Consider the following 20721-nt stretch of genomic DNA (forward strand, 5'->3'; position numbering starts at 1 on the left):
GAGTCGATGCTGTGGCCGGGTCAGGAACCCCGGTTCGGTCGGGCTTCGGCCGTGGGCGCCGGCAGGTTCTCGGTTCGCCGTTGACCTCACCTGCGGCCAGAGTATGCGAAATCGATTTCAAGCGCAACGATCGGATGTTTCGAGCCGATGCGGTGGGCGATGACGACGCCCGTCCGGGTCTCGATCACTCCGCCTTCTCGAGCTCGGCCGAGAACCAGTACACGTTGTACGGCCCCCAGAGCGAGAGCGCGAAGTAGACCGTGCGCCCGCCGTCGCCGACGTAGCGCGGGTTCAGGTAGGGCGCATACAACCCCGGATACTCGTCGCCCGGCACGAGCTCGACCGGGTCTCCCCACGGCCCCCACGGCGTCGCGCCCTCGCGCAGGTACGCGTTGCCCGCATCCGAGTAGCTCATGAGCCAGCGGTCGAGGTAGTCCGACCACATCACCGAGAGCTCGCCGATCGTGCCCTCGACGACCGTGGATGCCTCGGCCGGATCCGCGCTCCAGGCCGGAGCGTCGCCGGTGCCGGCGAAGTACTCGTACGCCGAGGCATCCTCGACGGCCTCGACCGTGGCGGGCACCCGCATCAGTTGCACGTCGCCGAAACGTCCGGCGGGGATGCCCCAGAGGTAGACGTACTCGGCGCCGTCGTCGACGACGTGCGCCGCGGCCACCTGCACGAAGTTCGAGTCGCCGGGCCAGGTCGGCGACTCGAGCGCGGTCCAGGTCTCGCCGCCGTCGGTCGACGTGGCGAGCCCCGCGAAGTTCGCGTCCCACGCGCCCGGTTCGCCCCAGAACTTCACCGACATGTACGAGAGGTAGAGCGTTTCGCCGATCGCGAAGCCGTACGTCGGGATCTTCGTCACCTCTCCGGTGCCGTCGTTCGCGTCGTGCTCGCCCTCGACCATCGCCGTCGCGAGGCCGAGCCCGTCGACCGGCGCCCACGCGTCGAACTCGATGCCGTCGGACGGGTCGTCGTCGGTCGTCCACGCCGACACGTTCGAGCGCCACAGGCCGCCCTGCCCGCCGTAGGCGTCCGGATCGCGCTCGCCGAACGTGTCGCCGAAGAGGAAGTACGTCGTGTCGCCGAGGTTGACCATCGAGCCGAGGTCGGTGCCGGCGACCCCGACCGACTCGGTGTCGTTCATCGCATCGGGGCCGGTGAGCTTCGCGATCTCGGTGAGCCCGGTGACACCGGTCAGCACGGCGGGCTTGTCGGGGTCGGGATCGACCGCGACGGGGCTCATGGGGTCGCCTCCGCCACCCGTCGCGCTGCACGCGCAGAGCGCGACGGCGATGGATGCCGCGACGGCGGCGACGCGGACGGGACGACGGGTTCGGGCACGGCGCATGATCCTCCTCGATCTCCCCGACACCCTACGCGCGACGCACGATTTTCGAAATCGATTTCAGTACTTTTCGCACCGATCCGGCCGCTCCCGTGATCCGCGGGCACCCGCGTTCGCAGCGGGCGGCGAAATGCTTAGCCACACTAATTTGTTAGACTAAGCATCATGACCGATGCCCTGCAGACGACCGCGCCCGAGCGGCCCGCCCCCGCGGCATCCTCTCGGCTGACCCGGGACCGCCGTACGCTCGCCGAGCAGTCGACCGAACTCCGCATCGCCGTGATGCGCCTCTCGCGGCGCCTGCGACAGCAGCGCAGCGACACCGAGATCAGCGCATCGCAGTTCTCGACGCTCGGGTGGATCCACAGCGAGGGGCCGCTCACGATCGGCCGTCTCGCCGAGCTCGAGCGGGTGACCGCACCGAGCATGAACCGCACCGTCAACTGCCTCGTCGACGCGGGCTACGTCACCCGCCGCACCGACGACGACGACCGCCGCAAGGTGCTCGTCGAGGTGACCGACGCCGGCGACACGGTCGTCCGCGAGACCCGCAAGCGGCGCGATGCGTGGCTCGCGAAGCGGTACGCCGCCCTCAGCCCCGACGACCGCGAGGTCCTCGCCCGCGCCACCACGATCCTCGGGAGGCTCCTCGACCAGTGAGTGCCATGTTCCGCTCCCTCAGCCACGTCAACTACCGCATCTGGTTCATCGGCGCCCTCGTCTCGAACGTCGGCGCCTGGATGCAGGCCACCGCCCAGAACTGGGTCGTGCTCACCGAACTCAGCGACAACGACGCGTTCGCGGTGGGCATCACCATGGCCCTGCAGTTCGCCCCGCAACTGCTGCTCGTGCCGGTCACGGGCCTCATCGCCGACCGCTTCGACCGGCGCAAGATCCTCATGTGCACGCAGACGGCGCTCATGCTGCTCGCCCTCGGACTCGGCGCCCTGCTCATCTTCGGCCACGCCCAGCTGTGGCAGCTCTACGTCTTCGCGGGCCTGCTCGGCATCGTGAACGCGATCGACAACCCCGCCCGCCAGACCTTCGTGACCGACCTCGTGTCGAGCACCGACATGTCGAACGCGGTGGCCCTCAACTCGGCCTCGTTCAACACGGCCCGCCTGATCGGCCCGGCCGTCGCGGGCGTGCTCATCGTGCTCGTCGGCTCGGGCTGGGTCTTCATCATCAACGCGCTCACGTTCGTCGCGGTGCTCGCGGCCCTCGCCATGCTCAAGGGCAAGAAGCTGAAGCGGATGCCGCGGGCCAGCCGCGAGCGCGGCGCCTTCGTCGCGGGCTTCCGCTACGTGTGGAGCCGACCCGACCTCGTCGTCGTCTTCGTGATCGTGTTCCTCGTGGGCGCGTTCGGCATGAACTTCCCGATCTTCTCCTCGACGATGGCCGTCGAGTTCGGGCGCGGCGCCGGCGAGTACGGCCTGCTCAACTCGATCCTCGCGATCGGCTCGCTCGCCGGGGCGCTGCTGGCCGCCCGGCGCGAACGAGCGCGCATGCGCGTCGTGATCCTCGCGGCCGCCGGCTTCGGCGTGGCGGCGGCGATCTCGGCGGTGATGCCGACCTTCGCCCTGTTCGCCGCCTCGACGGTGCTCATCGGTTTCGCCGCGGTCACGATGCTGACGACCGCCAACGGCTACGTGCAGACGACGACCGACCCCGCGCTGCGCGGGCGCGTGCTCGCACTGTACTTCGCGATCCTCTCGGGCGGCACGCCGATCGGGGCCCCGATCGTCGGCGCGGTCGCGAACAGCTGGGGCCCGCGCTGGGGCCTCGGCGTCGCCGCGATCGCCGCGGGCGTCGCCGCCCTCATCGGCGCGATCTGGCTCGTCGTCTCGCGCGGCATGCGGCTCACGAGGCATCCCGAACGCCGCTGGGCCCCGGCCGTGCGCTTCGACGCTCCGCCCACCGCCGCGATCGCGGTCGTGCCGACGGCGGCCATCGCCGTGCCGACCGAGGCGCTGCAGGTGCCGACCGCGGCGCTGCAAGTGCCGACCGAGGCGCTGCAAGTGCCGACGGCGGCCATCGCCGTGCCGACCGAGGCGCTGCAGGCACCGACCGCGGCGACGAGTGTCCGGGACGCCTCGCTGCGGGCCTCGCTCCAGGGCTGACCCGTCACCCGCGGCTGACGCGCGCGCACGCCTCGCACCCACACCGCGCGTCTGCGATGAGGTCGCGCGAAGAGTCCGGGCCGTCGCCGTTCAGCAACCGTTCGCGCGACTTCGCGATGCGGAGTCGCACGAATTGCGCGAACGCGAACGGCGCCGGCGCCGCGCGGCTCAGGCGTCGAGCGCCGACTCGGGGTCCGCGAGCAGCGGCCCGAACGCCAGCTCGGCCGCCCCGATCGCGAGCCGATCCTCGCCGAGCGCGGCGGCCCGCAGCTCGACACCCTCGGCAGCGGCGGGCATCGCCTGGGCCAGCACCGCGGCAGTGAGCGCATCGGCGTCGCTCTCGGCGATGGTCGCGAGGAACCCACCGAGGATCACCCGTGAGGGGTTCAGCACGTTCACCGCGTTCGCCAGGGCCGTCGCGAGGATACGCCGCTGCCTCGCGAGCTCGGCCGCGACCTCTGGCGAGTCGCTTGCCTCGAGCGCGGCCCGCAACGTCGGCTCGTCGGCAGCGGCGAGCCCGACGACCGCGAGCAGTCGCGATCGCGCGACCTCGTCTTCGAGCACGCCGCCCTCGGCCCGGCGGTCCTCGTCCGCGGCGATGCCCGGGCGATTCTGCCCGAACTCGCCCGCGTATCCGCCGGCGCCGACGACGGCGACACCGCCGACGACGAGCCCGCCGCCGATGCCGCTCGCGCCGCCGTTGAGGTAGACGAGGTCATCGATGCCCCGGCCCGCGCCGAACAGGTGCTCGGCGCGGGCGCCGAGGCTCGCGTCGTTGCCGACGGCCGTGGGCAGCCCGGTCGCGGCCTCGACGAGTTCGCGCAGCGGAGCGTCGTTCCACTCGAGGTGCGGTGCCATGCGGACGAGCCCGTCGGCAGCGCGCACCAGGCCCGGCACCGCGAGGCCGACGCCCACGATGCGTGCCGAGCGCAGCGGCCCGTCGCGCCAGCGCGCGACGGTCGATGCGACGATCGCTGCGACCTCCTCGGGCGAGACGAGGTGATCGACCTCGTTGCGCTCTCGTACGGGGATCCGCCCGTCGAGTCCGACGGCCGAGATCGTGACGGCATCGACCTCGGGGTTCACCGCGATCGCGGTGACGCCGGGGTGGGCGGCGACGACGGGCGAGGGGCGGCCGACGCGATTCGTCGGGTCGGGCGCCCGCTCCTCGACGAGCCCGGCCTCGGCGAGTTCGGCGGCGAGGGCCGCGATCGTCGAGCGGTTGAGGCCGGTCGCGGCGGTCAGCGCGGCGCGCGATCGAGGTCCCTCGAGGTGCACGAGCCCGAGGACTTTCGCGAGGTTTCGACGATGCACGCCGTCGAAGGTGCCGATGCGCTCTGCCACGCGACAACTCTAGGCGGGGCCGTCGACACGCCCGCTCGCGACGCACCGAATATGTTGCCCTTGACTCGAAATTGTCCGAGCCGTATATTCAAGGCGTCCAGATCACTTTCGACATTGGTGTCGAAACTTTCGAGAGGTTGTTCAAGGATGAACAGACGCAGCACGGCTCGTCTCATCGCCCTGGCGGCGGCGAGCGGCATCGCGATGGCCGCACTCAGCGGCTGTTCGGCGGGCGGCGGGGAGGAGGGCGGCGAGACCGCGATGACCTTCTGGCACAACTCCACCACCGGTGACGGCAAGGCGTACTGGGAGGCGACCGCAGCCGCCTTCGAGGAGGAGCACCCGGGCGTGACGATCGAGATCCAGGCGATCCAGAACGAGGACATGGACGGCAAGCTCCAGACCGCCCTCAACTCCGGCGATGCGCCCGACATCTTCATGGCGCGCGGCGGCGGCAAGCTCGCAGCCGTGGTCGAGGCCGGCCAGGCGCAGGACCTCAGCTCCGCGCTCTCCGACGAGACGAAGGCCGCCCTCGGCGAAGGCGCCCTCTCGGCGTTCTCGGTCGACGACAAGCTCTACGGGGTGCCGTCGTCGGTGCTGCCGGGCGGCATCTACTACAGCAAGGACCTCTTCGCCCAGGCCGGCATCACCGAGACGCCGACCACGTTCGACGAGCTCGGCGAAGCCGTCGACAAGCTGAAGGCCGCCGGCATCGACCCGATCGCGCTCGGCGCGAAGGACGCCTGGCCCGCCGCCCACTGGTACTACTTCTTCGCACTCCGCGAGTGCGGCCAGGACGTCATCACCGGCCTCACCGACGACCCCAGCTTCTCCGACGAGTGCTGGCTGCGCGCCGGTGAGGACCTCGAGGAGTTCGCCGGCATCGAGCCGTTCAACCCGGGCTTCCTGACGACGACCGCCCAGCAGGGCGCCGGCTCCTCCGCAGGGCTCGTCGCCAACCACAAGGCCGCGATGGAGCTCATGGGCGCCTGGGATCCTGGCGTGATCGCCTCGCTCACGCCCGACGAGAAGCCCTTGGCCGACCTCGGCTGGTTCCCGTTCCCCGAGGTCGAGGGCGGCGACGGCGAGGGCGGCGCGCTCATGGGCGGCGTCGACGGCTTCTCGTGCTACGTCGACGCACCGAAGGAATGCGGCGAATTCCTCGAGTTCGCTTCGCAGAAGGAGTACCAGGAGGGCTATGCGAACGCGTTCGTCACGCTGCCGGCCAACAAGGACGCCCAAGGGGTCGTGACCGACCCCGCCCTGCAGGAGGTGCTCGCCGCCGTCAACGAGGCCCCGTACGTCTCGGTCTGGCTCGACACGCTCCTCGGCCAGAACGTCGGCAACGCGCTGAACGTCGGCGTGGTCGACCTGCTCGCCGGCAAGGGCTCGCCCCAGGGCATCGTCGATGCGGTCGACGACGCCATCAAGAAGGGCTGAGGCCGAACGCATCATGAACGTTCGCACCAACTCCCCCGTCGCGGGACGAGTCGAGGCGGACGACGTCACGGCCGGAGGCGGTTCGCCGTCTCCGGCCGCCGGCCGGGTCGCTGCAACGTCGCCCCGCGACCGGCGTCGTCCCCGCCGCGACCCGCGCAAGGCCATCGAGATCGCCGTCCTCGTCGGCCCAGCACTGCTCGTCTTCCTCGCGTTCGTCATCTTCCCCGTGGTCATGGCCGGCTACTACGGCTTCTTCCGCTGGAAGGGCTTCGGCCCGCCCACCGACTTCGTCGGCCTCCAGAACTACGTCACGATCTTCCAGGACCCCACGTTCCACGAGGCCCTGTCGCACAACGCGATCATCGTCGTGATGTCGCTCGTGCTCCAGGGCCCCGCCGCCCTCCTGCTCGCGCTGCTCCTGAACCGCCCGATGCGCGGCCAGTCCGCGATCCGCGTGCTGATCTTCGCGCCGTACGTCATCGCCGAAGTGGTCGTCGGCACCGGATGGAGCCTCATGCTCCAGAGCCAGGGCGCGCTGAACGGGCTCCTCGAGAAGGTCGGGCTGGGGGCGTTCACCCAGGACTGGCTCGCCGACCCCGCGATCGCCATGGGGACCCTGCTCGTCATCCTCACCTGGAAGTACATCGGCTTCGCCGTCATCCTCTTCCTCGCCGGCCTGCAGGGCATCCCGCAGGAGCTCACGGAGGCCGCGCAGATCGACGGCGCCTCCTACTGGCAGATCCAGCGCCGCATCACGCTGCCGCTGCTCGGCCCGACCCTGCGCATCTGGGCGTTCCTCTCGATCATCGGCGCCCTGCAGCTCTTCGACCTCGTGTACATCATCTGGGGCCAGTACGTCGCGTCGACCGCGGGCACCTCGACGATGGCGACCTACATGGTCGCGAACGGCCGCAACGCCGGCAACTACGGCTACGGCAACGCCGTCGCAGTCGTGCTCTTCCTCATCTCGCTCGTCGTCGCCCTCGTCTACCAGCGATTCGTGCTCCGCCGCGACACGGCCGGAGCCCTCACCGAACGGACGGAACGATGACCGCGTCGTCAATCGCCCTGCCCCGACCGCCGAAGGCGCGGCAGACCAGCAGGCTTCCGTGGGGGAGCCCCACCATCTACGTCGTCGCCGTCGTCGTGATCGCCCTCATGCTCGCGCCGCTCGCGTACATCATCATCGGCGGCTTCCGCACGAACTCGCAGATCACGGCCGATCCGTCGGCGCTGCCTGCGCCCTGGGTGTTCACGAACTACGCCGACGTGCTGGCCAGCACCACCTTCTGGGGCCAGGTGCTCAATTCGACCGTCGCGGCCGTGGTGACCACGGTCGGCGTCGTCGCGCTCGGGCTCATGGCGAGCTACGTGCTCGCCCGCTACCGGTTCAGGGCGCGCGGCGTGCTCTACGCGCTGTTCGCGGCGGGACTCATGTTCCCGATGACGGTCGCCATCACGCCGCTCTACATCATGGTGCGCAACCTCGGCCTCATGAACTCGCTCGGCGGCATCATCCTGCCGCAGATCGCCTTCGCCCTGCCGACGACGATCATCATCCTCGTGCCGTTCCTCAGGGCCATCCCGGACGAGATCGAGGAGGCCGCCGCGATCGACGGCTGTTCGCGGCTCGGCTTCTTCTGGCGGATGGTCGTGCCGCTCGCGCTGCCCGGCGTCATCACGGTGGGCATCCTCGCATTCATCGCGAGCTGGAACGGCTACATCCTCCCGCTCTTCATCCTGAACAACGAGGCCGCGTTCACCCTCCCGCTCGGGGTGCAGGCCTTCGCGTCGCAGTACTCGGTCGACACGGCGAAGGTGCTCGCCTTCACCTCGCTGTCGATGATCCCCGCCCTCGTCTTCTTCAGCGTGTTCGAGCGCCGCATCGTCGGCGGCCTCACGGGAGCGGTGAAGGGATGACCGAGCCGACGATCACGGATACCGCGACCGACGGAACCACTCGCAGCACGACCGCCATGACCACCACGGACCCCACGATGACGGAAGCCACGATGACGGAAGCCACGACCCACCCCGCCGCGACGACCGACCCGCCGTGGCGCGATCGGTCGCTTCCGGCCGCCGCGCGAGCCGGTGCCCTCATCGCCGAACTCACCCTCGAGGAGAAGATCGCCCAGCTCTACGGCATCTGGATCGGCGCGGCCGAAGACGGCGCCGACGTCGCCCCGCACCAGCACGAGATGAGCGGCGTCGTCGACCTCGACGTCCTGCTGCCCAAGGGGCTCGGCCAGATCACTCGCGCCTTCGGCACCGCGCCGATCGACGCGGCCGTCGGCGCGCAGTCGCTCGCACGACTGCAGGAGCGAATCGTCGACTCGAGCCGGTTCGGCATCCCGGCCCTCGTGCACGAGGAATGCCTGGCCGGCTTCGCCGCCTACGGCGCGACCGCGTATCCGGTGCCCCTCTCGTGGGGCGCGACGTTCGACCCCGGCCTCATCGAGCGGATGTCGCGTCGAATCGGCGAGGACATGCGATCGGTGGGCGTGCATCAGGGACTGGCGCCCGTGCTCGACGTCGTCCGCGACGCCCGCTGGGGCCGGGTCGAGGAGACCATCGGCGAGGATCCGTACCTGGTGGGCCGGGTCGCCACCGCGTACGTGGTCGGGCTCGAAGCCTCCGGGATCGTCGCGACGCTCAAGCACTTCGTCGGGTACTCGGCGTCGCGCGCCGGCCGCAACCTCGCGCCCGTCTCGGTCGGTCGCCGAGAACTCGCCGACGTCCTGCTGCCGCCCTTCGAGATGGTCGTGCGCGAGGCCCGGCCGCGCTCGGTGATGAACGCGTACACGGATCTCGACGGCGTGCCCACCGCCGCCGACCACGAGCTGCTCACGGGGTTGCTGCGCGACACCTGGGGCTTCGAGGGCACCGTCGTCGCCGACTACTTCTCGGTGGCCTTCCTCCAGACACTGCACGGCACATCCGGCGACCTGGGCGATGCGGCCGTGGCCGCGCTCGAGGCGGGCATCGACGTCGAGCTGCCGACGGTCCAAGCCTTCGGCGATCCCCTCAGGGCCGCCGTCGCCGACGGCCGCATCGACGAGGCGGTCATCGACCGGGCCCTCCTCCGCGTGCTCGAGCAGAAGGTCGGGCTCGGGCTGCTCGACGACCCGGTCGCGCCCCCGGCCGCCGCTGCGGCGAAGGGCTCCGTCGACCTCGATTCCCCCGAGAACCGCGAACTCGCGCGCCGCATCGCGGAGCAGGCGATCGTGCTGCTCCGCAACGACGGCACGCTGCCGCTCGCCGCCCCGGCCAGGATCGCCGTCATCGGGCCGACCGCCGACGACCCGCTCGCGGTGCTGGGGTGCTACGGATTCCCGACCCATGTCGGCGTGCACCACCCCGAGAGCGGGATGGGCATCGAGCTTCCGACCCTCGTCGAGGCGCTGCGCGAGGAGTTCCCCGGGGCCGAGATCGCCCTGGCGTCGGGAACCTCGATCGACGGCGGCGAGACCGACGGCATCGCGGCGTCCGTCGACCTCGCGGCATCCGCCGACGTCGTCGTGCTCGCGCTGGGCGACCGAGCGGGTCTCTTCGGCCGGGGCACCAGCGGCGAGGGCTGCGATGCGGAGACCCTCGACCTGCCGGGCGCGCAGGGCGCCCTGCTCGAGGCGGTGCTCGACACCGGCACGCCGACCGTGCTCACGCTCCTCGCCGGCCGTCCCTACGTGCTCGGTTCCGCCCCCGAGCGCGCAGGGGGGATCCTGCAGGCGTTCTTCCCGGGAGAGGAGGGCACGCGCGCCCTCGCCGCGATCCTCTCGGGGCGGGTGAACCCGAGCGGGCGACTCCCGGTCAGCGTGCCGGCCAGCCCCGGCGCCCAGCCGTCGACGTACCTGGCTTCGACGCTCGCGCGGCGCAGCGAGGTCTCGAACATCGACCCGACAGCCAGATACCCCTTCGGCCACGGTCTCGGCTACACCTCGTTCGCCTGGAGCGACCTCGTGGTCGAGGCGGCCGAGGCGACGACCGACGGCAGATTCCGGCTGTCGCTCACGGTCGAGAACACGGGGCACCGGGCGGGTGCCGAGATCGTGCAGCTGTACCTGCACGACCCGGTGGCCTCCGTCGTGCGACCGCTGCAACGGCTCATCGGTTTCGAGCGGATCGAGCTCGAGCCCGGGGCATCCGTGCGGTTGGGGGTCGAGGTGCCGGCCGATCTCGCGTCGTTCACCGGACGCGACGGTCTCCGCATCGTCGAGCCCGGAGCGCTCGTGCTCGGGTTCGGCCGTTCGAGCGCCGACCTGTCGCTCACGGCGGCCGTCGAGCTCACCGGCCCGGTGCGCGTGGTCGACCACACCCGCGAGCTGCACCCCGTCTGGAACGCCGAGCGGATCGGCACCGAGGCACCGTGACCGCAGCACGCAACCCCGTGCTGCCGGGGTTCCATCCCGATCCGAGCATCTGCCGCGTGGGCGACGAGTTCTACGTGGTGACCTCGACGTTCGAGTACTTCCCCGGGCTGCCGGTGCACCGCTCTCGCGACCTCGTGGAATGGGAGCTCGTGGGTCACGCGGTGCACCGCGAGGAGCAGCTCGACCTGTCGAGGGTGGCGGCGTCGGGCGGCCTGTTCGCCCCGACGATCCGCCACCACGACGGCCGCTTCTTCGTGGCCTGCACGCTCATCGGCGACGAGGGAGCACAGGACAGCTTCGTGGTGACCGCGACGGACCCGGCGGGCCCGTGGTCGGACCCGGCATGGATCGAGGATGCCCACGGCATCGACCCGTCGCTCCTCTTCGACGACGACGGCCGAGCGTGGTGGTGCGGCACCCGGCTCGCCGATCCCGGCGACTGGCCCGAGCAGACCGAGGTCTGGGTGCGCGAGCTGGATGTCGCCGCGATGAGGCTCGTGGGCGAGGAGCACGTCGTCTGGCACGGCGCCGTCGAAGGCGCCGTCTGGGCGGAGGGCCCGCATCTGCACCGGCTCGACGACGAGGTGCTGCTCCTCGCGAGCGAGGGCGGCACCGAACGCCACCACGCCGTCAGCGCGGCCCGCGGCACCGCACCGACCGGCCCGTTCACGGGGTCGAAGGCGAACCCGCTGCTCACCCACCGCCACCTCGGCGGTGACGTCGACGTGGCGAACGTCGGGCACGCCGACCTCGTCGACGACGGCCGCGGCGGATGGTGGGCCACGGTGCTCGCGACCCGGCGGCTCGCCGGGACCGGGATGACGCGCGCCGACGCCCTGCAGGGTCGCGAGACGTGGCTCGTGCCGGTCGTCTTCGAGGACGGCTGGCCCGTGTTCGCACCGGGCGAGGGCCGCCTCCGCCACGAGGTGGAGGTGCCCTGGGCCGACGCGACCGCTCCCGGCCCGTCGAAGCTCGTCGACGAGTTCGACGGGCCCGCGCTGCATCGCGAGCTGCTCACGATCCGCACGGCACCCGGCATGCGCCGGGCACGGCTCGGCGAGCGCCCGGGCCACCTGCGGCTCGAGGCCGTCTCCGGCGGTCTCGCCGAACCGGTCCCCCACGCCTTCGTCGGCTTCAGGCTCGAGCAGCCGGTCGCGCGCCTCTCGACCGAGCTCGAGATCCCGGATACCGCGTCGGCCGGCCTGGTCGCCGGGCTCGCGCTCCGGCTCACCGACCGCCGTCACGTGCGCTTCGCGGTCCGTGTCATGAACCCGGGTCCGCGTACCGAGGTACCCGGCTCGGGATCGGCCCGGGTGCTCGAGCACGTGCTCCACGTCGACGGCGACGACCGGCTGCTCGCGAGCGTCGAGGCGCCGCCCGGACGGCTCGGGCTCGTGCTCGACCTCGACGGGTTCGGGGCGGTCGCCCGCCTCGAGCGCGGCGACCGCGCCGACGACGACGCGGCCTCCGCCGCGGTCGGCGTCGTCGACCTCTCGCCGCTGAGCCCGAGCGAGGGCGGCGGCTTCGTCGGGGTCGTCGGCGGCGTCTTCGTCGTCCGCGAGCCCGTCCCGGCGGGGCCCGCCGGCTCCGGCTCGGCCGACGGCCCGATCCCCGGGTCCTCGCCCTGGGCCGACTTCGGCCGGCTCCGGCTGGAGCATGCGGCGGAGCGGGGGGAACGAGCCGATGTCTGAAGCGGATGCCGTTCCCGGGGGCGCGATCGACCCGGTCGTCGCACCCGTGCACCTCGCGGACGGCACGGGCGACGTCGCCGCACTCACGTTCGACGACGGCCCGGACCCCCGGACCACCCCTGCCCTGCTGGACTTCCTCGCCGAGCACGACCTGCAGGCCGTGTTCTGCGTCATCGGCGAGATGATCACCGCCCCGGGGGGCGCGGCGATCCTGCGACGGATCGTCGCGGAGGGGCACGTGCTCTGCAACCACGCCACGAGCTACGCCGACATGGGCTCGTGGCCGGCGGGCCGGGTGCGGGCCGACCTGGTGGAGAACCTCGCGATCATCCGTGACGCACTCGGCGACCCGATCGCGCCGGTGCCGTACTGGCGGGCACCGAACGGCAGCTGGGGCATCACGCGACAGGTCGCCGTCGAGCTCGGCATGCAGCCGCTCGCCGTCGTCAACACGATCGGCGACTGGGAGACGCAGGATGTCGCGACGCTCACGTCGAACCTGCGTGCGGCGATGAAGCCCGGGGAGATCGTGCTCGCGCACGACGGCGGCACCGGCGACCGTGGCGACCGGGCAGGCACCCTCGCAGCCGTGAAGACCGTCGTGGCCGAACGCCTCGCCGCCGGCTGGACCTTCGTCCTCCCGAAGGGCACGCCGGCCGTCGGCGCGCCCTTCGCATCCGGCGACGGCGGCTGAGCCCGCCCCGGTGCCGCCGAGCAACAGGCGGCCGACGTCAGCCCGCCGGCGGCGCCGTGCTCTCGCGCACGACGAGGTTCGTCGCGAGGTCCATGCGAGGGGTCGTCGTGGGCTGATCGCCGCTCAGGCGGATCGCGAGCCGCGCGGCCTCCTCGCCCATGCGTCGGAGCGGCTGGTGCACGGTCGTGAGCGGTGGGCTCACCCACGGCGCGAGGGTGATGTCGTCGTAGCCGACGATCGAGAGGTCGCGGGGCACCGACAAGCCGGCGTCGCGGGCCGCATCGATGGCGCCGAGGGCCTGCAGGTCGCTGCCGGCGAAGATCGCGGTCGGCCGGCGGTCGGCGGGCAGGGCGAGCAACTCCCGCGCACGATCTCGGCCCCCGCCCACCTCGAAGTTGCCGTAGCCGACCCAGGCGGGGTCGATCGCGAGGCCGGCGGAGTTCATCGCGCTGCGGTAGCCGTCGAGCCTGGCGAGCGAGCACATCATGTCCTCCGGCCCGGTGACGGCGGCGATGCGCCGGTGCCCGAGCTCGATCAGGTGACGCGTCGCGGCGAGGCCGCCCGACCAGTTCGCCGAGCCGACGCTCGGCACGTCGGGCGACGGATCGCCGGCGGGGTCGACGATGACGTAGGAGATGGCCCGTGCCCGCAGCCGTTCGCGGTATTCGGGCGAGAGCTCGGAGAAGACGAGCACGACGCCGACCGGGCGTCGCCGGATGACGCCCTCGATCCAGTCGGGAGCCGGTGCATGGCGATCACCGCTCACGGTCAGCACGACACTCAGGCCGTGCTCCTTCGCGACAGCCTCCACGCCGCCGATGAGTTCCATCGACCAGATCGGGTCGAGGCCGTGGAAGACGAGCTCGAGCAGTTCGGGGCGGGATTCGGAGCGTGCTGGGCCGCGGCGCACGTACCCGCGTTCGCGCAGCACCTGCTCGACGCGTTCTCGCGTCGCGTCCGAGACATCGGTGCGACCGTTCAGCACCTTCGAGATTGTCGAGAGGCTCGTGCCGGTCTCGTCGGCGATCTCGGCGAGGGTGACGCGCTCGCTTGCGGCATCCGTCTTCATCTTTCGAAGCCTAATCACGAAAGTTGCGGCGCGAAAGTCTTGCGCGCGCTGTTCCTGCGGTTTATGTTGTATCTGCCAACAAATCATCGATGACGCTGAAAGGCGGACCCTCCATGGCCAGCGCGCCCACCCGCGACGACAAGTTCTCATTCGGTCTCTGGACGGTCGGGTACAACGGCACCGACCCGTTCGGGGGCCCGACCCGCGAGCCCCTCGATGTCGTGCACGCCGTCGAGAAGCTCGCCGAGCTGGGCGCCTACGGACTCACGTTCCATGACGACGACCTCTTCGCGTTCGGGTCGAGCGACGCCGAGCGCCAGACGCAGATCGACCGGCTCAAGGGCGCACTCGCCGACACCGGTCTCATCGTTCCGATGGTGACGACCAACCTCTTCTCGGCCCCCGTCTTCAAGGACGGCGGCTTCACCGCCAACGACCGCGACGTGCGTCGCTACGCGCTCCGCAAGGTGTTCCGCCAGCTCGACCTCGGCGCCGAGCTCGGCGCCAGGACGTTCGTCATGTGGGGCGGCCGCGAGGGCGCCGAGTACGATTCGGCGAAGGACATCCGCCAGGCGCTCGAGCGCTACCGCGAGGCCGTCGACCTGCTCGGCGACTACGTCGTCGACCAGGGCTACGACATCCGCTTCGCGATCGAACCCAAGCCGAACGAACCCCGCGGCGACATCCTGCTGCCGACACTCGGCCACGCGATCGCCTTCATCGATTCACTCGCGCGTCCCGAGCTCGTGGGCCTCAACCCCGAGGTGGGCCACGAGCAGATGGCCGGCCTCAACTTCGCCGCCGGCATCGCCCAGGCCCTGTACCACGGCAAGCTCTTCCACATCGACCTCAACGGCCAGCGCGGCATCAAGTACGACCAGGACCTCGTGTTCGGCCACGGCGACCTGCACAACGCGTTCGCGCTCGTCGACCTGCTCGAGAACGGCGGCCCCGGCGGCGTCCCCGCCTACGAGGGTCCGCGCCACTTCGACTACAAGCCGAGCCGCACCGAAGACGAGAAGGGCGTGTGGGAGTCGGCCGCGGCGAACATGCGCACGTATCTCCTGCTGAAGGAGCGCGCCGCGGCATTCCGCGCCGACCCCGAGGTGCAGGAGGCGCTCGCGGCCGCGCGGGTCGACGAGCTGTCGGTGCCGACCCTGAACCCGGGCGAGAGCTACGCCGACTTCCTCGCCGACCGGTCGGCGTACGAGGACTTCGACGCGAACGCCTACCTGGGCGGCAAGGGCGGCGGTTTCGTGCGTCTGCAGCAACTCGCCACCGAGCACCTGCTCGGCGCGCGCTAGAGCTCGCGAGGCGAACGGTCATGCCACTCGCCCTCGGGGTCGACTCGTCGACCCAGTCGTGCAAGGTCGTCGTCGTCGACGCCGACACGGGCAGCGTCGTGCGCTCGGGTCGTGCCGCCCACCCCGACGGCACCTCCGTCGACCCCGAGGCCTGGTGGCTCGCGATGCAGGCCGCGATCGTCGAGGCCGGCGGCCTCGACGATGTCGCGGCCTGGTCGATCGGCGGGCAGCAGCACGGCCTCGTCGCCCTCGATGCGTCCGGCGAGGTCGTGCGCGACGCCCTGCTCTGGAACGACGTGCGCTCGGCCGGGGCCGCCGAGGACCTGATCGCCGAGTTCGGCGCCGCACGCCTCGCGACGCGGTCCGGCCTCGTGCCGGTCGCCTCGTTCACGATCACGAAGCTGCGCTGGCTGCGCGATCACGAGCCGGCGAACGCGTCTCGGGTCGCCGCGGTCGCGCTGCCGCACGACTGGCTGACGTGGCGGCTGCGCGGCTTCGGTCCGGCTCGGACCTCGCCCCGCGGCCCGGTGCTCGACGAGCTCGTCACCGACCGTTCGGATGCCTCGGGCACCGGCTACTGGAACCCCGCGACCGGCGAGTACGACCGCGAGCTGCTCATCGCGGCGCTCGGCCACGACGTGGTGCTCCCACGGGTGCTCGCGCCGTTCGGGTCGACGACCGATGCGTCGGGCCGCCGGGTCGGTGCCGGTGCCGGTGACAACGCCGGCGCAGCCCTCGGCCTCGGCGCTGAGCCCGGTGATGCGATCGTCTCCATCGGCACGTCGGGCACGGTGTCCGCGATCAGCCGCGAGCCGATCTTCGATGCCTCGGGCACGGTGGCGGGCTTCGCCGACGCGACCGGCAACTTCCTGCCCCTCGTCGCGACCCTGAATGCGGCGCGCGTGCTCGACGTGACCGCGTCGCTGCTCGGCGTCTCGCACGAGGAGTTCGGGGTGCTCGCCCTCGAAGCGACGCCCGGCTCGGGCGGTCTCACCATGCTGCCGTACTTCGAGGGCGAGCGCACTCCGAACCTGCCCGATGCGACCGCGTCGCTCACCGGCATGACCCTCGCCTCGACGACTCGTCCGAACCTCGCGAGGGCCGCCGTCGAGGGCATGCTGGGCGGGCTCGGCGCCGGCCTCGATGCCCTGCGCGCCCTCGGCATCCCGCTCGAACGGGCCCTGCTCATCGGCGGCGGCGCGCAGTCGGAGGCCGTGCGGCGGATCGCTCCGGCCGTCCTCGGCCTTCCGGTCGAGGTGCCCGCTCCCGGCGAGTACGTCGCCCTCGGTGCCGCGCGCCAAGCCGTGCTCGCGCTCGAGGCTGCGGCCGTCGCGTAGTGGCACTCCCCCGACGTCAGCGCGACGCGAGCAGCCCCGCCAGCCAGCGACCGCTGTCCTTCACGATGCGCTGCTGCGTGTCGTAGTCGACGCGCACGATGCCGAACCGCTTCGAGTATCCGTAGCCCCATTCGAAGTTGTCGAGCAGCGACCAGACGAGGTACCCGCGCAGGTCGACCCCGCGATCCATGGCGCGCCGTGCCGCCGCGAAGTGCCGTTGCAGGTAGTGGACGCGCTCGGCGTCGTGCACGCGCGGCCCGTCTGGCCCGTCGGACACGACGTCGGCGAACGCCGCCCCGTTCTCGGTGATCATGAGCGGCAGCCCCGGGAACCGCTCGCCGAGCGACACCAGCAGGTCTTCGAGACCGTCGGGCGCGATGTTCCACCCCATGTCGGTGTACGGGCCGGCCTGGGGCAGGAACGCGACGTGCTCGCTGCCGGGCCACGGCGTGCCGCCGACGTCCTTGTGCCCGTCGTTGCGGCTGCGCTCACCCTCGCCGTCCCACATCGCGACGGTGACGGTCGAGTAGTAGTTGACGCCGAGCACGTCGAGCGGCTGGTGCACGAGCGCGAGGTCGCCGTCGTGCACGAACGACCAGTCGGTGACCCCGGCGGTGTCGGCGACGAGGTCGTCGTCGTACCGGCCGAGCAGCATCGGGCTCGTGAAGGCGCGGTTGGCGAGGGCGTCGATGCGACGGGTCGCCTCGGCGTCGCCGCCCCGGATCACGTGGAAGTTCAGGGTCACCGACACGTCGGGGTCGTTCGAGGCGCGACGCCGGATCTCGGGCACGGCGAGCCCGTGCGCGAGGTTCAGGTGGTGCACCGCGGCGAGCGCGGCGGCCCCGTCGGTGCGACCCGGCGCGTGGGCGCCCGACCCGTAGCCGAGGTAGGCCGAGCACCATGGCTCGTTGAGGGTGGTCCACGTGTGCACCCGGTCGCCGAGCGCCTCGACGGCGTGCCCCGCGTAGTCGGCGAAGCGCAGCGCGGTGTCGCGGTTCACCCAGCCTCCGGCGTCTTCGAGCTCCTGCGGCAGGTCCCAGTGGTAGAGCGTCGCGATGGGTCGGATGCCCCGGGCGAGCAGCCCGTCGACGAGGCGCGAGTAGAAGTCGACGCCGGCCGGGTTCGGCCGGTCGCCGGCGCCGGGCAGCAGGCGCGACCACGAGATCGAGAACCGGTACGCCTCGAGCCCGAGCGATGCCATGAGGTCGAGGTCGGCGTCGAGCCGGTGGTAGTGGTCGCATGCGACGTCGCCGGTGTCGCCGTTCCAGGTGCGGCCGGGGGTGCGGCTGAACGTGTCCCAGATCGACGGCGTGCGGCCGTCCTCGTCGGCGGCGCCCTCGATCTGGTACGACGCGGTCGCAGAACCGATCACGAACCCGCGCGGGAACTCGAGACGTCCGTGGTCACGGGGCGCTGCACTGGTCACGGCGCTCATCCTCGCACCTCTCGGAGCCGGCGACGATGCCGGCCGTCACGTTCCGTCAGCCGAGCGCGGCGATGCGCCACCCGGCGACGTGGGCGGCGCCGGGCTCGAGCACGACGAGGTCGACGCCCGAGTTGAAGGCGTCGGGCGGGCAGGTCATCGGCTCGACCGCGAGGCCGATGCGGTGCGTCGCGTCGGCACCGGGCGTGTCGGCGGTGTGCACCTGCACCCACGGGCAGTCGGCGCCCCACGCCATCTCGACGCCGGTGCCGCCCGGTGCCATGAGCACGACCCGGTACGGGGATGCCTCGGCGCCGGCGCCGATCGCCGCGTCGATCGCGCCACCCGGCGATGCCGCGAGCCCCGTGAACGCGTGGTCGATGAACGTCGGCCCGATGGCCCGCGGAGCACGGAAGTCGAAGCCCTGCACCTCGGCGGGCTCGACCGCGAGCGGGCTGAGGCGGTCGGGCGTCACCGTCAGCACCTCGGCGGCGGGCAGCTCGAGCGTCCAGTCGTCGACCCGTCCCGGTCCCGCGACGAGGTACGGGTGCGGGCCGGTGCCCCACGGCGCCGCGTCGGGCCCGAGGTTGCGGCCGGTGACGGTCTGGCCGAGGCCCGCCGCATCGACCCGGTACTCGACCTCCACCTCGACGCGGAACGGGTATCCCGCCTGCGGTTCGATGACCGCGGCGAGCACGACCCGATCGTGCTCGACGACGCGCGGCGCGAAGTCGAGCCAGGCGGCGAGTCCGTGCAGGGCCTGCCCGCGGGCGGGCTCGGTCAGCGGCAGCTGGAGCTCGTCGCCGGCGAACGCGTACCGCCCGTCGACGATGCGGTTCGGCCAGGGTGCGAGCGTCGCTCCCCGGTAGCCGGGCCGCACCTCGTCGGCCTCGAACGGCACGACGAGGTCGCGGCCGTCGAAGCGCAGCGTGCGCAGGCTCGCGCCGACGCTCGCGATCTCTGCGGCGTACCCGTGCGCGGCGATCCCGAACTGCCGCCCCGATCGGGGCACCGTCGTGGCCGCGAGCGCCGGCCGCGAGGCATCCGTCATCTCAGAGCCCCTGCGCCAGGCGGTAGTACGCCTGGTTCCAGCGCACCTGGTGGGCGAACCCCTCCCGCGTGGTCTGCTCGTCGATCACGAGCAGCTCGAGCTCGGCCATCTCGGCGAAGTCGCGGAAGACCTCGATGCCGACCGCGTTCGACATGACGGTATGGTGCGCGGCGCCCGCGACGAGCCAGGCGCCGGCGCTCGTCGCGAAGTCGGGCGCGGGCTTCCAGACGGCACGGCCGACCGGCAGCTTCGGCAGTGCCTCGCGCGGCGCGACGTTCTCGACGACGTTGGCCGTCAGGCGGAAGCGGTCGCGCAGGTCGCTCATCGCGACGACGACGGCGGGGCCGGGGTCGGCGGTGAAGACGAGTCGCACGGGGTCGTCCTTGCCGCCGATGCCGAGCGGGTGCACCTCGAGCGTGGGCCGCGCGGTCGTGAGCGACGGCGAGACCTCGAGCATGTGCGCGCCGAGGATGAGTTCATCACCCGGCGTGAGGTCGTAGGTGTAGTCCTCCATGAGGCTCGCACCGCCCGGGAGACCTGCGCCCATGACGTTCGCGATGCGCACGAGCACTGCGGTCTTCCAGTCGCCCTCGGCACCGAAGCCGTAGCCCTCGGCCATGAGGCGCTGCACCGCGAGGCCGGGAAGCTGCTTCAGCTCGCCGAGGTCCTCGAAGCTCGTCGTGAAGGCGCCGAAGCCGCCCTCCTCGAGGAACGAGCGCAGGCCCAGCTCGATGGCCGCTCCGTCGCGCAGCAACGCGTGGCGGTCACCGCCGCGGCGCAGTTCGGGCGCGACGTCGTAGAGCTCCTCGTACTCGGCGACGAGCGCGTCGACGTCGGCCTCGGTCGCCGCGGCGACCGCCGCGGCGAGCTCGTTGACGCCCCACGTGTTGACCTGCACGCCGAGCCGCAGCTCGGCCTCGGTCTTGTCGCCCTCGGTGACGGCGACGTAGCGCATGTTGTCGCCGAACCGGGCGAGCTTCAGGTCGCGGCTCGCGGCGAGGCCGGCGGCGGCGCGCTGCCACGTGCCGAGCTCGCGCTGCACGGCCGGGTCGGAGGCGTGCCCGACGATCGTCTTGCGCGGCACGCCGAGCCTCGTCTGGATGTACCCGAACTCGCGGTCGCCGTGCGCCGCCTGGTTGAGGTTCATGAAGTCGAAGTCGATGTCGGCCCACGGCAGTTCGACGTTCGCCTGCGTGTGCAGGTGGGCGAGCGGCTTGCGCAGGGCGTCGAGGCCGGCGATCCACATCTTGGCTGGGCTGAACGTGTGCATCCAGGCCACGAGCCCGATCACGCGGTCGTCGGCGTTCGCCTCGAGCGCGGTGCGCTTGATCGCGGCCGAGTCGGTGAGCACGGGCTTCCAGACGACTCGCACCGGCACGTCGGACGCCTCGTCGAGCTGCGCGGCGATCGCGCGGGACTGCTCGGCGACCTGCGCGAGCGTCTCGGGCCCGTAGAGGTGCTGGCTGCCGGTGAGGAACCACACCTCGTAGCCGTCGAGCGAGGTGGAGAGCTTGGTGCGGGTCATGT

Annotated in this window: 16 protein-coding genes; 10 read left to right on the plus strand and 6 right to left on the minus strand. The window is 71.8% G+C overall.

What is annotated here, in order from left to right; translation table 11 throughout:
* Window positions 1–184: 184 nt before the first annotated feature.
* Window positions 185–1354: a DUF4185 domain-containing protein gene (locus LR269_RS01670; RefSeq protein WP_231428973.1), complete on the minus strand. Its 1170-nt coding sequence runs from the start codon at window positions 1352–1354 to the stop codon at window positions 185–187.
* Window positions 1355–1516: 162 nt separating this feature from the next.
* Here LR269_RS01670 and LR269_RS01675 point away from each other — a divergent pair, with 162 nt between their 5' ends.
* Both LR269_RS01675 and LR269_RS01680 read left to right on the plus strand, forming a co-directional pair.
* Window positions 1517–2011 carry a MarR family winged helix-turn-helix transcriptional regulator gene (locus LR269_RS01675; protein ID WP_231428974.1) on the plus strand — a complete coding sequence of 165 codons (495 nt, stop codon included), beginning with the start codon at window positions 1517–1519 and terminating at the stop codon, window positions 2009–2011.
* Window positions 2012–2016: 5 nt separating this feature from the next.
* A complete protein-coding gene (locus LR269_RS01680) occupies window positions 2017–3471 on the plus strand; it encodes an MFS transporter (protein WP_231428975.1) in 1455 nt (484 codons plus the stop codon).
* Window positions 3472–3639: 168 nt separating this feature from the next.
* Here the strand turns inward: LR269_RS01680 and LR269_RS01685 are convergent, their stop codons facing one another.
* A complete protein-coding gene (locus LR269_RS01685; RefSeq protein WP_231428976.1) occupies window positions 3640–4815 on the minus strand; it encodes an ROK family protein in 1176 nt (391 codons plus the stop codon).
* Between the two features lie 147 nt (window positions 4816–4962).
* On the opposite strand from LR269_RS01685, the gene LR269_RS01690 reads away from it, so the two are divergent.
* The 6 genes from LR269_RS01690 to LR269_RS01715 all read left to right on the plus strand — a co-directional run bounded on the left by LR269_RS01690 (window position 4963) and on the right by LR269_RS01715 (window position 13010).
* Entirely contained in the window at window positions 4963–6255 is a 1293-nt protein-coding gene (locus tag LR269_RS01690) for an extracellular solute-binding protein (RefSeq protein WP_231428977.1), read from the plus strand.
* Between the two features lie 13 nt (window positions 6256–6268).
* On the plus strand, window positions 6269–7306 hold the full coding sequence (locus LR269_RS01695; RefSeq protein WP_231428978.1) for a carbohydrate ABC transporter permease: 1038 nt from the start codon (window positions 6269–6271) through the stop codon (window positions 7304–7306).
* On the plus strand, window positions 7303–8175 hold the full coding sequence (locus LR269_RS01700) for a carbohydrate ABC transporter permease (RefSeq protein ID WP_231428979.1): 873 nt from the start codon (window positions 7303–7305) through the stop codon (window positions 8173–8175). The genes LR269_RS01695 and LR269_RS01700 overlap by 4 nt, the downstream gene beginning before the upstream one ends.
* A gap of 92 nt (window positions 8176–8267) precedes the next feature.
* A complete protein-coding gene (locus LR269_RS01705; protein WP_231428980.1) occupies window positions 8268–10625 on the plus strand; it encodes a beta-glucosidase in 2358 nt (785 codons plus the stop codon).
* Window positions 10622–12316: a glycoside hydrolase family 43 protein gene (locus tag LR269_RS01710; protein ID WP_231428981.1), complete on the plus strand. Its 1695-nt coding sequence runs from the start codon at window positions 10622–10624 to the stop codon at window positions 12314–12316. Before LR269_RS01705 ends, LR269_RS01710 begins: the two co-directional genes overlap by 4 nt.
* Window positions 12309–13010, plus strand: coding sequence for a polysaccharide deacetylase family protein (locus LR269_RS01715; RefSeq protein ID WP_231428982.1), 702 nt, complete (start codon window positions 12309–12311; stop codon window positions 13008–13010). The genes LR269_RS01710 and LR269_RS01715 overlap by 8 nt, the downstream gene beginning before the upstream one ends.
* 37 nt (window positions 13011–13047) lie before the next feature.
* Here LR269_RS01715 and LR269_RS01720 read toward each other — a convergent pair whose 3' ends face one another.
* The gene (locus LR269_RS01720) at window positions 13048–14079 is read right to left on the minus strand and encodes a LacI family DNA-binding transcriptional regulator (protein ID WP_231428983.1); all 1032 of its coding nucleotides are present in this window, start codon (window positions 14077–14079) and stop codon (window positions 13048–13050) included.
* Window positions 14080–14192: 113 nt separating this feature from the next.
* On the opposite strand from LR269_RS01720, the gene xylA reads away from it, so the two are divergent.
* Complete coding sequence (gene xylA, locus LR269_RS01725) at window positions 14193–15383, plus strand: xylose isomerase (protein ID WP_231428984.1); 1191 nt, start codon at window positions 14193–14195, stop codon at window positions 15381–15383.
* Window positions 15384–15403: 20 nt separating this feature from the next.
* Complete coding sequence (locus LR269_RS01730) at window positions 15404–16720, plus strand: xylulokinase (RefSeq protein ID WP_231428985.1); 1317 nt, start codon at window positions 15404–15406, stop codon at window positions 16718–16720.
* A gap of 16 nt (window positions 16721–16736) precedes the next feature.
* Here LR269_RS01730 and LR269_RS01735 read toward each other — a convergent pair whose 3' ends face one another.
* From LR269_RS01735 to araA, 3 genes are read right to left on the minus strand one after another with little or no spacing between them, the layout of a single operon-like run.
* The gene (locus tag LR269_RS01735; protein ID WP_231428986.1) at window positions 16737–18155 is read right to left on the minus strand and encodes a GH1 family beta-glucosidase; all 1419 of its coding nucleotides are present in this window, start codon (window positions 18153–18155) and stop codon (window positions 16737–16739) included.
* 46 nt (window positions 18156–18201) lie between these two features.
* Entirely contained in the window at window positions 18202–19194 is a 993-nt protein-coding gene (locus LR269_RS01740) for an aldose 1-epimerase family protein (protein WP_231428987.1), read from the minus strand.
* A gap of 1 nt (window position 19195) precedes the next feature.
* On the minus strand, window positions 19196–20719 hold the full coding sequence (gene araA / locus LR269_RS01745; RefSeq protein WP_231428988.1) for an L-arabinose isomerase: 1524 nt from the start codon (window positions 20717–20719) through the stop codon (window positions 19196–19198).
* Window positions 20720–20721 lie beyond the last annotated feature (2 nt).

Source organism: Agromyces sp. S2-1-8 (assembly GCF_021129215.1).
Taxonomy (GTDB): Bacteria; Actinomycetota; Actinomycetes; order Actinomycetales; family Microbacteriaceae; genus Agromyces; species Agromyces chromiiresistens.

Coding starts and splice junctions, on each gene's coding strand:
- LR269_RS01735 (WP_231428986.1), bottom strand. CDS start 18,155: ATGAGCGCCGTGACCAGTGCAGCGCCCCGTGACCACGGACGTCTCGAG.
- LR269_RS01670 (WP_231428973.1), bottom strand. CDS start 1,354: ATGCGCCGTGCCCGAACCCGTCGTCCCGTCCGCGTCGCCGCCGTCGCG.
- LR269_RS01690 (WP_231428977.1), top strand. CDS start 4,963: ATGAACAGACGCAGCACGGCTCGTCTCATCGCCCTGGCGGCGGCGAGC.
- xylA (WP_231428984.1), top strand. CDS start 14,193: ATGGCCAGCGCGCCCACCCGCGACGACAAGTTCTCATTCGGTCTCTGG.
- araA (WP_231428988.1), bottom strand. CDS start 20,719: ATGACCCGCACCAAGCTCTCCACCTCGCTCGACGGCTACGAGGTGTGG.
- LR269_RS01680 (WP_231428975.1), top strand. CDS start 2,017: ATGTTCCGCTCCCTCAGCCACGTCAACTACCGCATCTGGTTCATCGGC.
- LR269_RS01715 (WP_231428982.1), top strand. CDS start 12,309: ATGTCTGAAGCGGATGCCGTTCCCGGGGGCGCGATCGACCCGGTCGTC.
- LR269_RS01720 (WP_231428983.1), bottom strand. CDS start 14,079: ATGAAGACGGATGCCGCAAGCGAGCGCGTCACCCTCGCCGAGATCGCC.
- LR269_RS01730 (WP_231428985.1), top strand. CDS start 15,404: ATGCCACTCGCCCTCGGGGTCGACTCGTCGACCCAGTCGTGCAAGGTC.
- LR269_RS01675 (WP_231428974.1), top strand. CDS start 1,517: ATGACCGATGCCCTGCAGACGACCGCGCCCGAGCGGCCCGCCCCCGCG.
- LR269_RS01700 (WP_231428979.1), top strand. CDS start 7,303: ATGACCGCGTCGTCAATCGCCCTGCCCCGACCGCCGAAGGCGCGGCAG.
- LR269_RS01705 (WP_231428980.1), top strand. CDS start 8,268: ATGACGGAAGCCACGACCCACCCCGCCGCGACGACCGACCCGCCGTGG.
- LR269_RS01740 (WP_231428987.1), bottom strand. CDS start 19,194: ATGACGGATGCCTCGCGGCCGGCGCTCGCGGCCACGACGGTGCCCCGA.
- LR269_RS01695 (WP_231428978.1), top strand. CDS start 6,269: ATGAACGTTCGCACCAACTCCCCCGTCGCGGGACGAGTCGAGGCGGAC.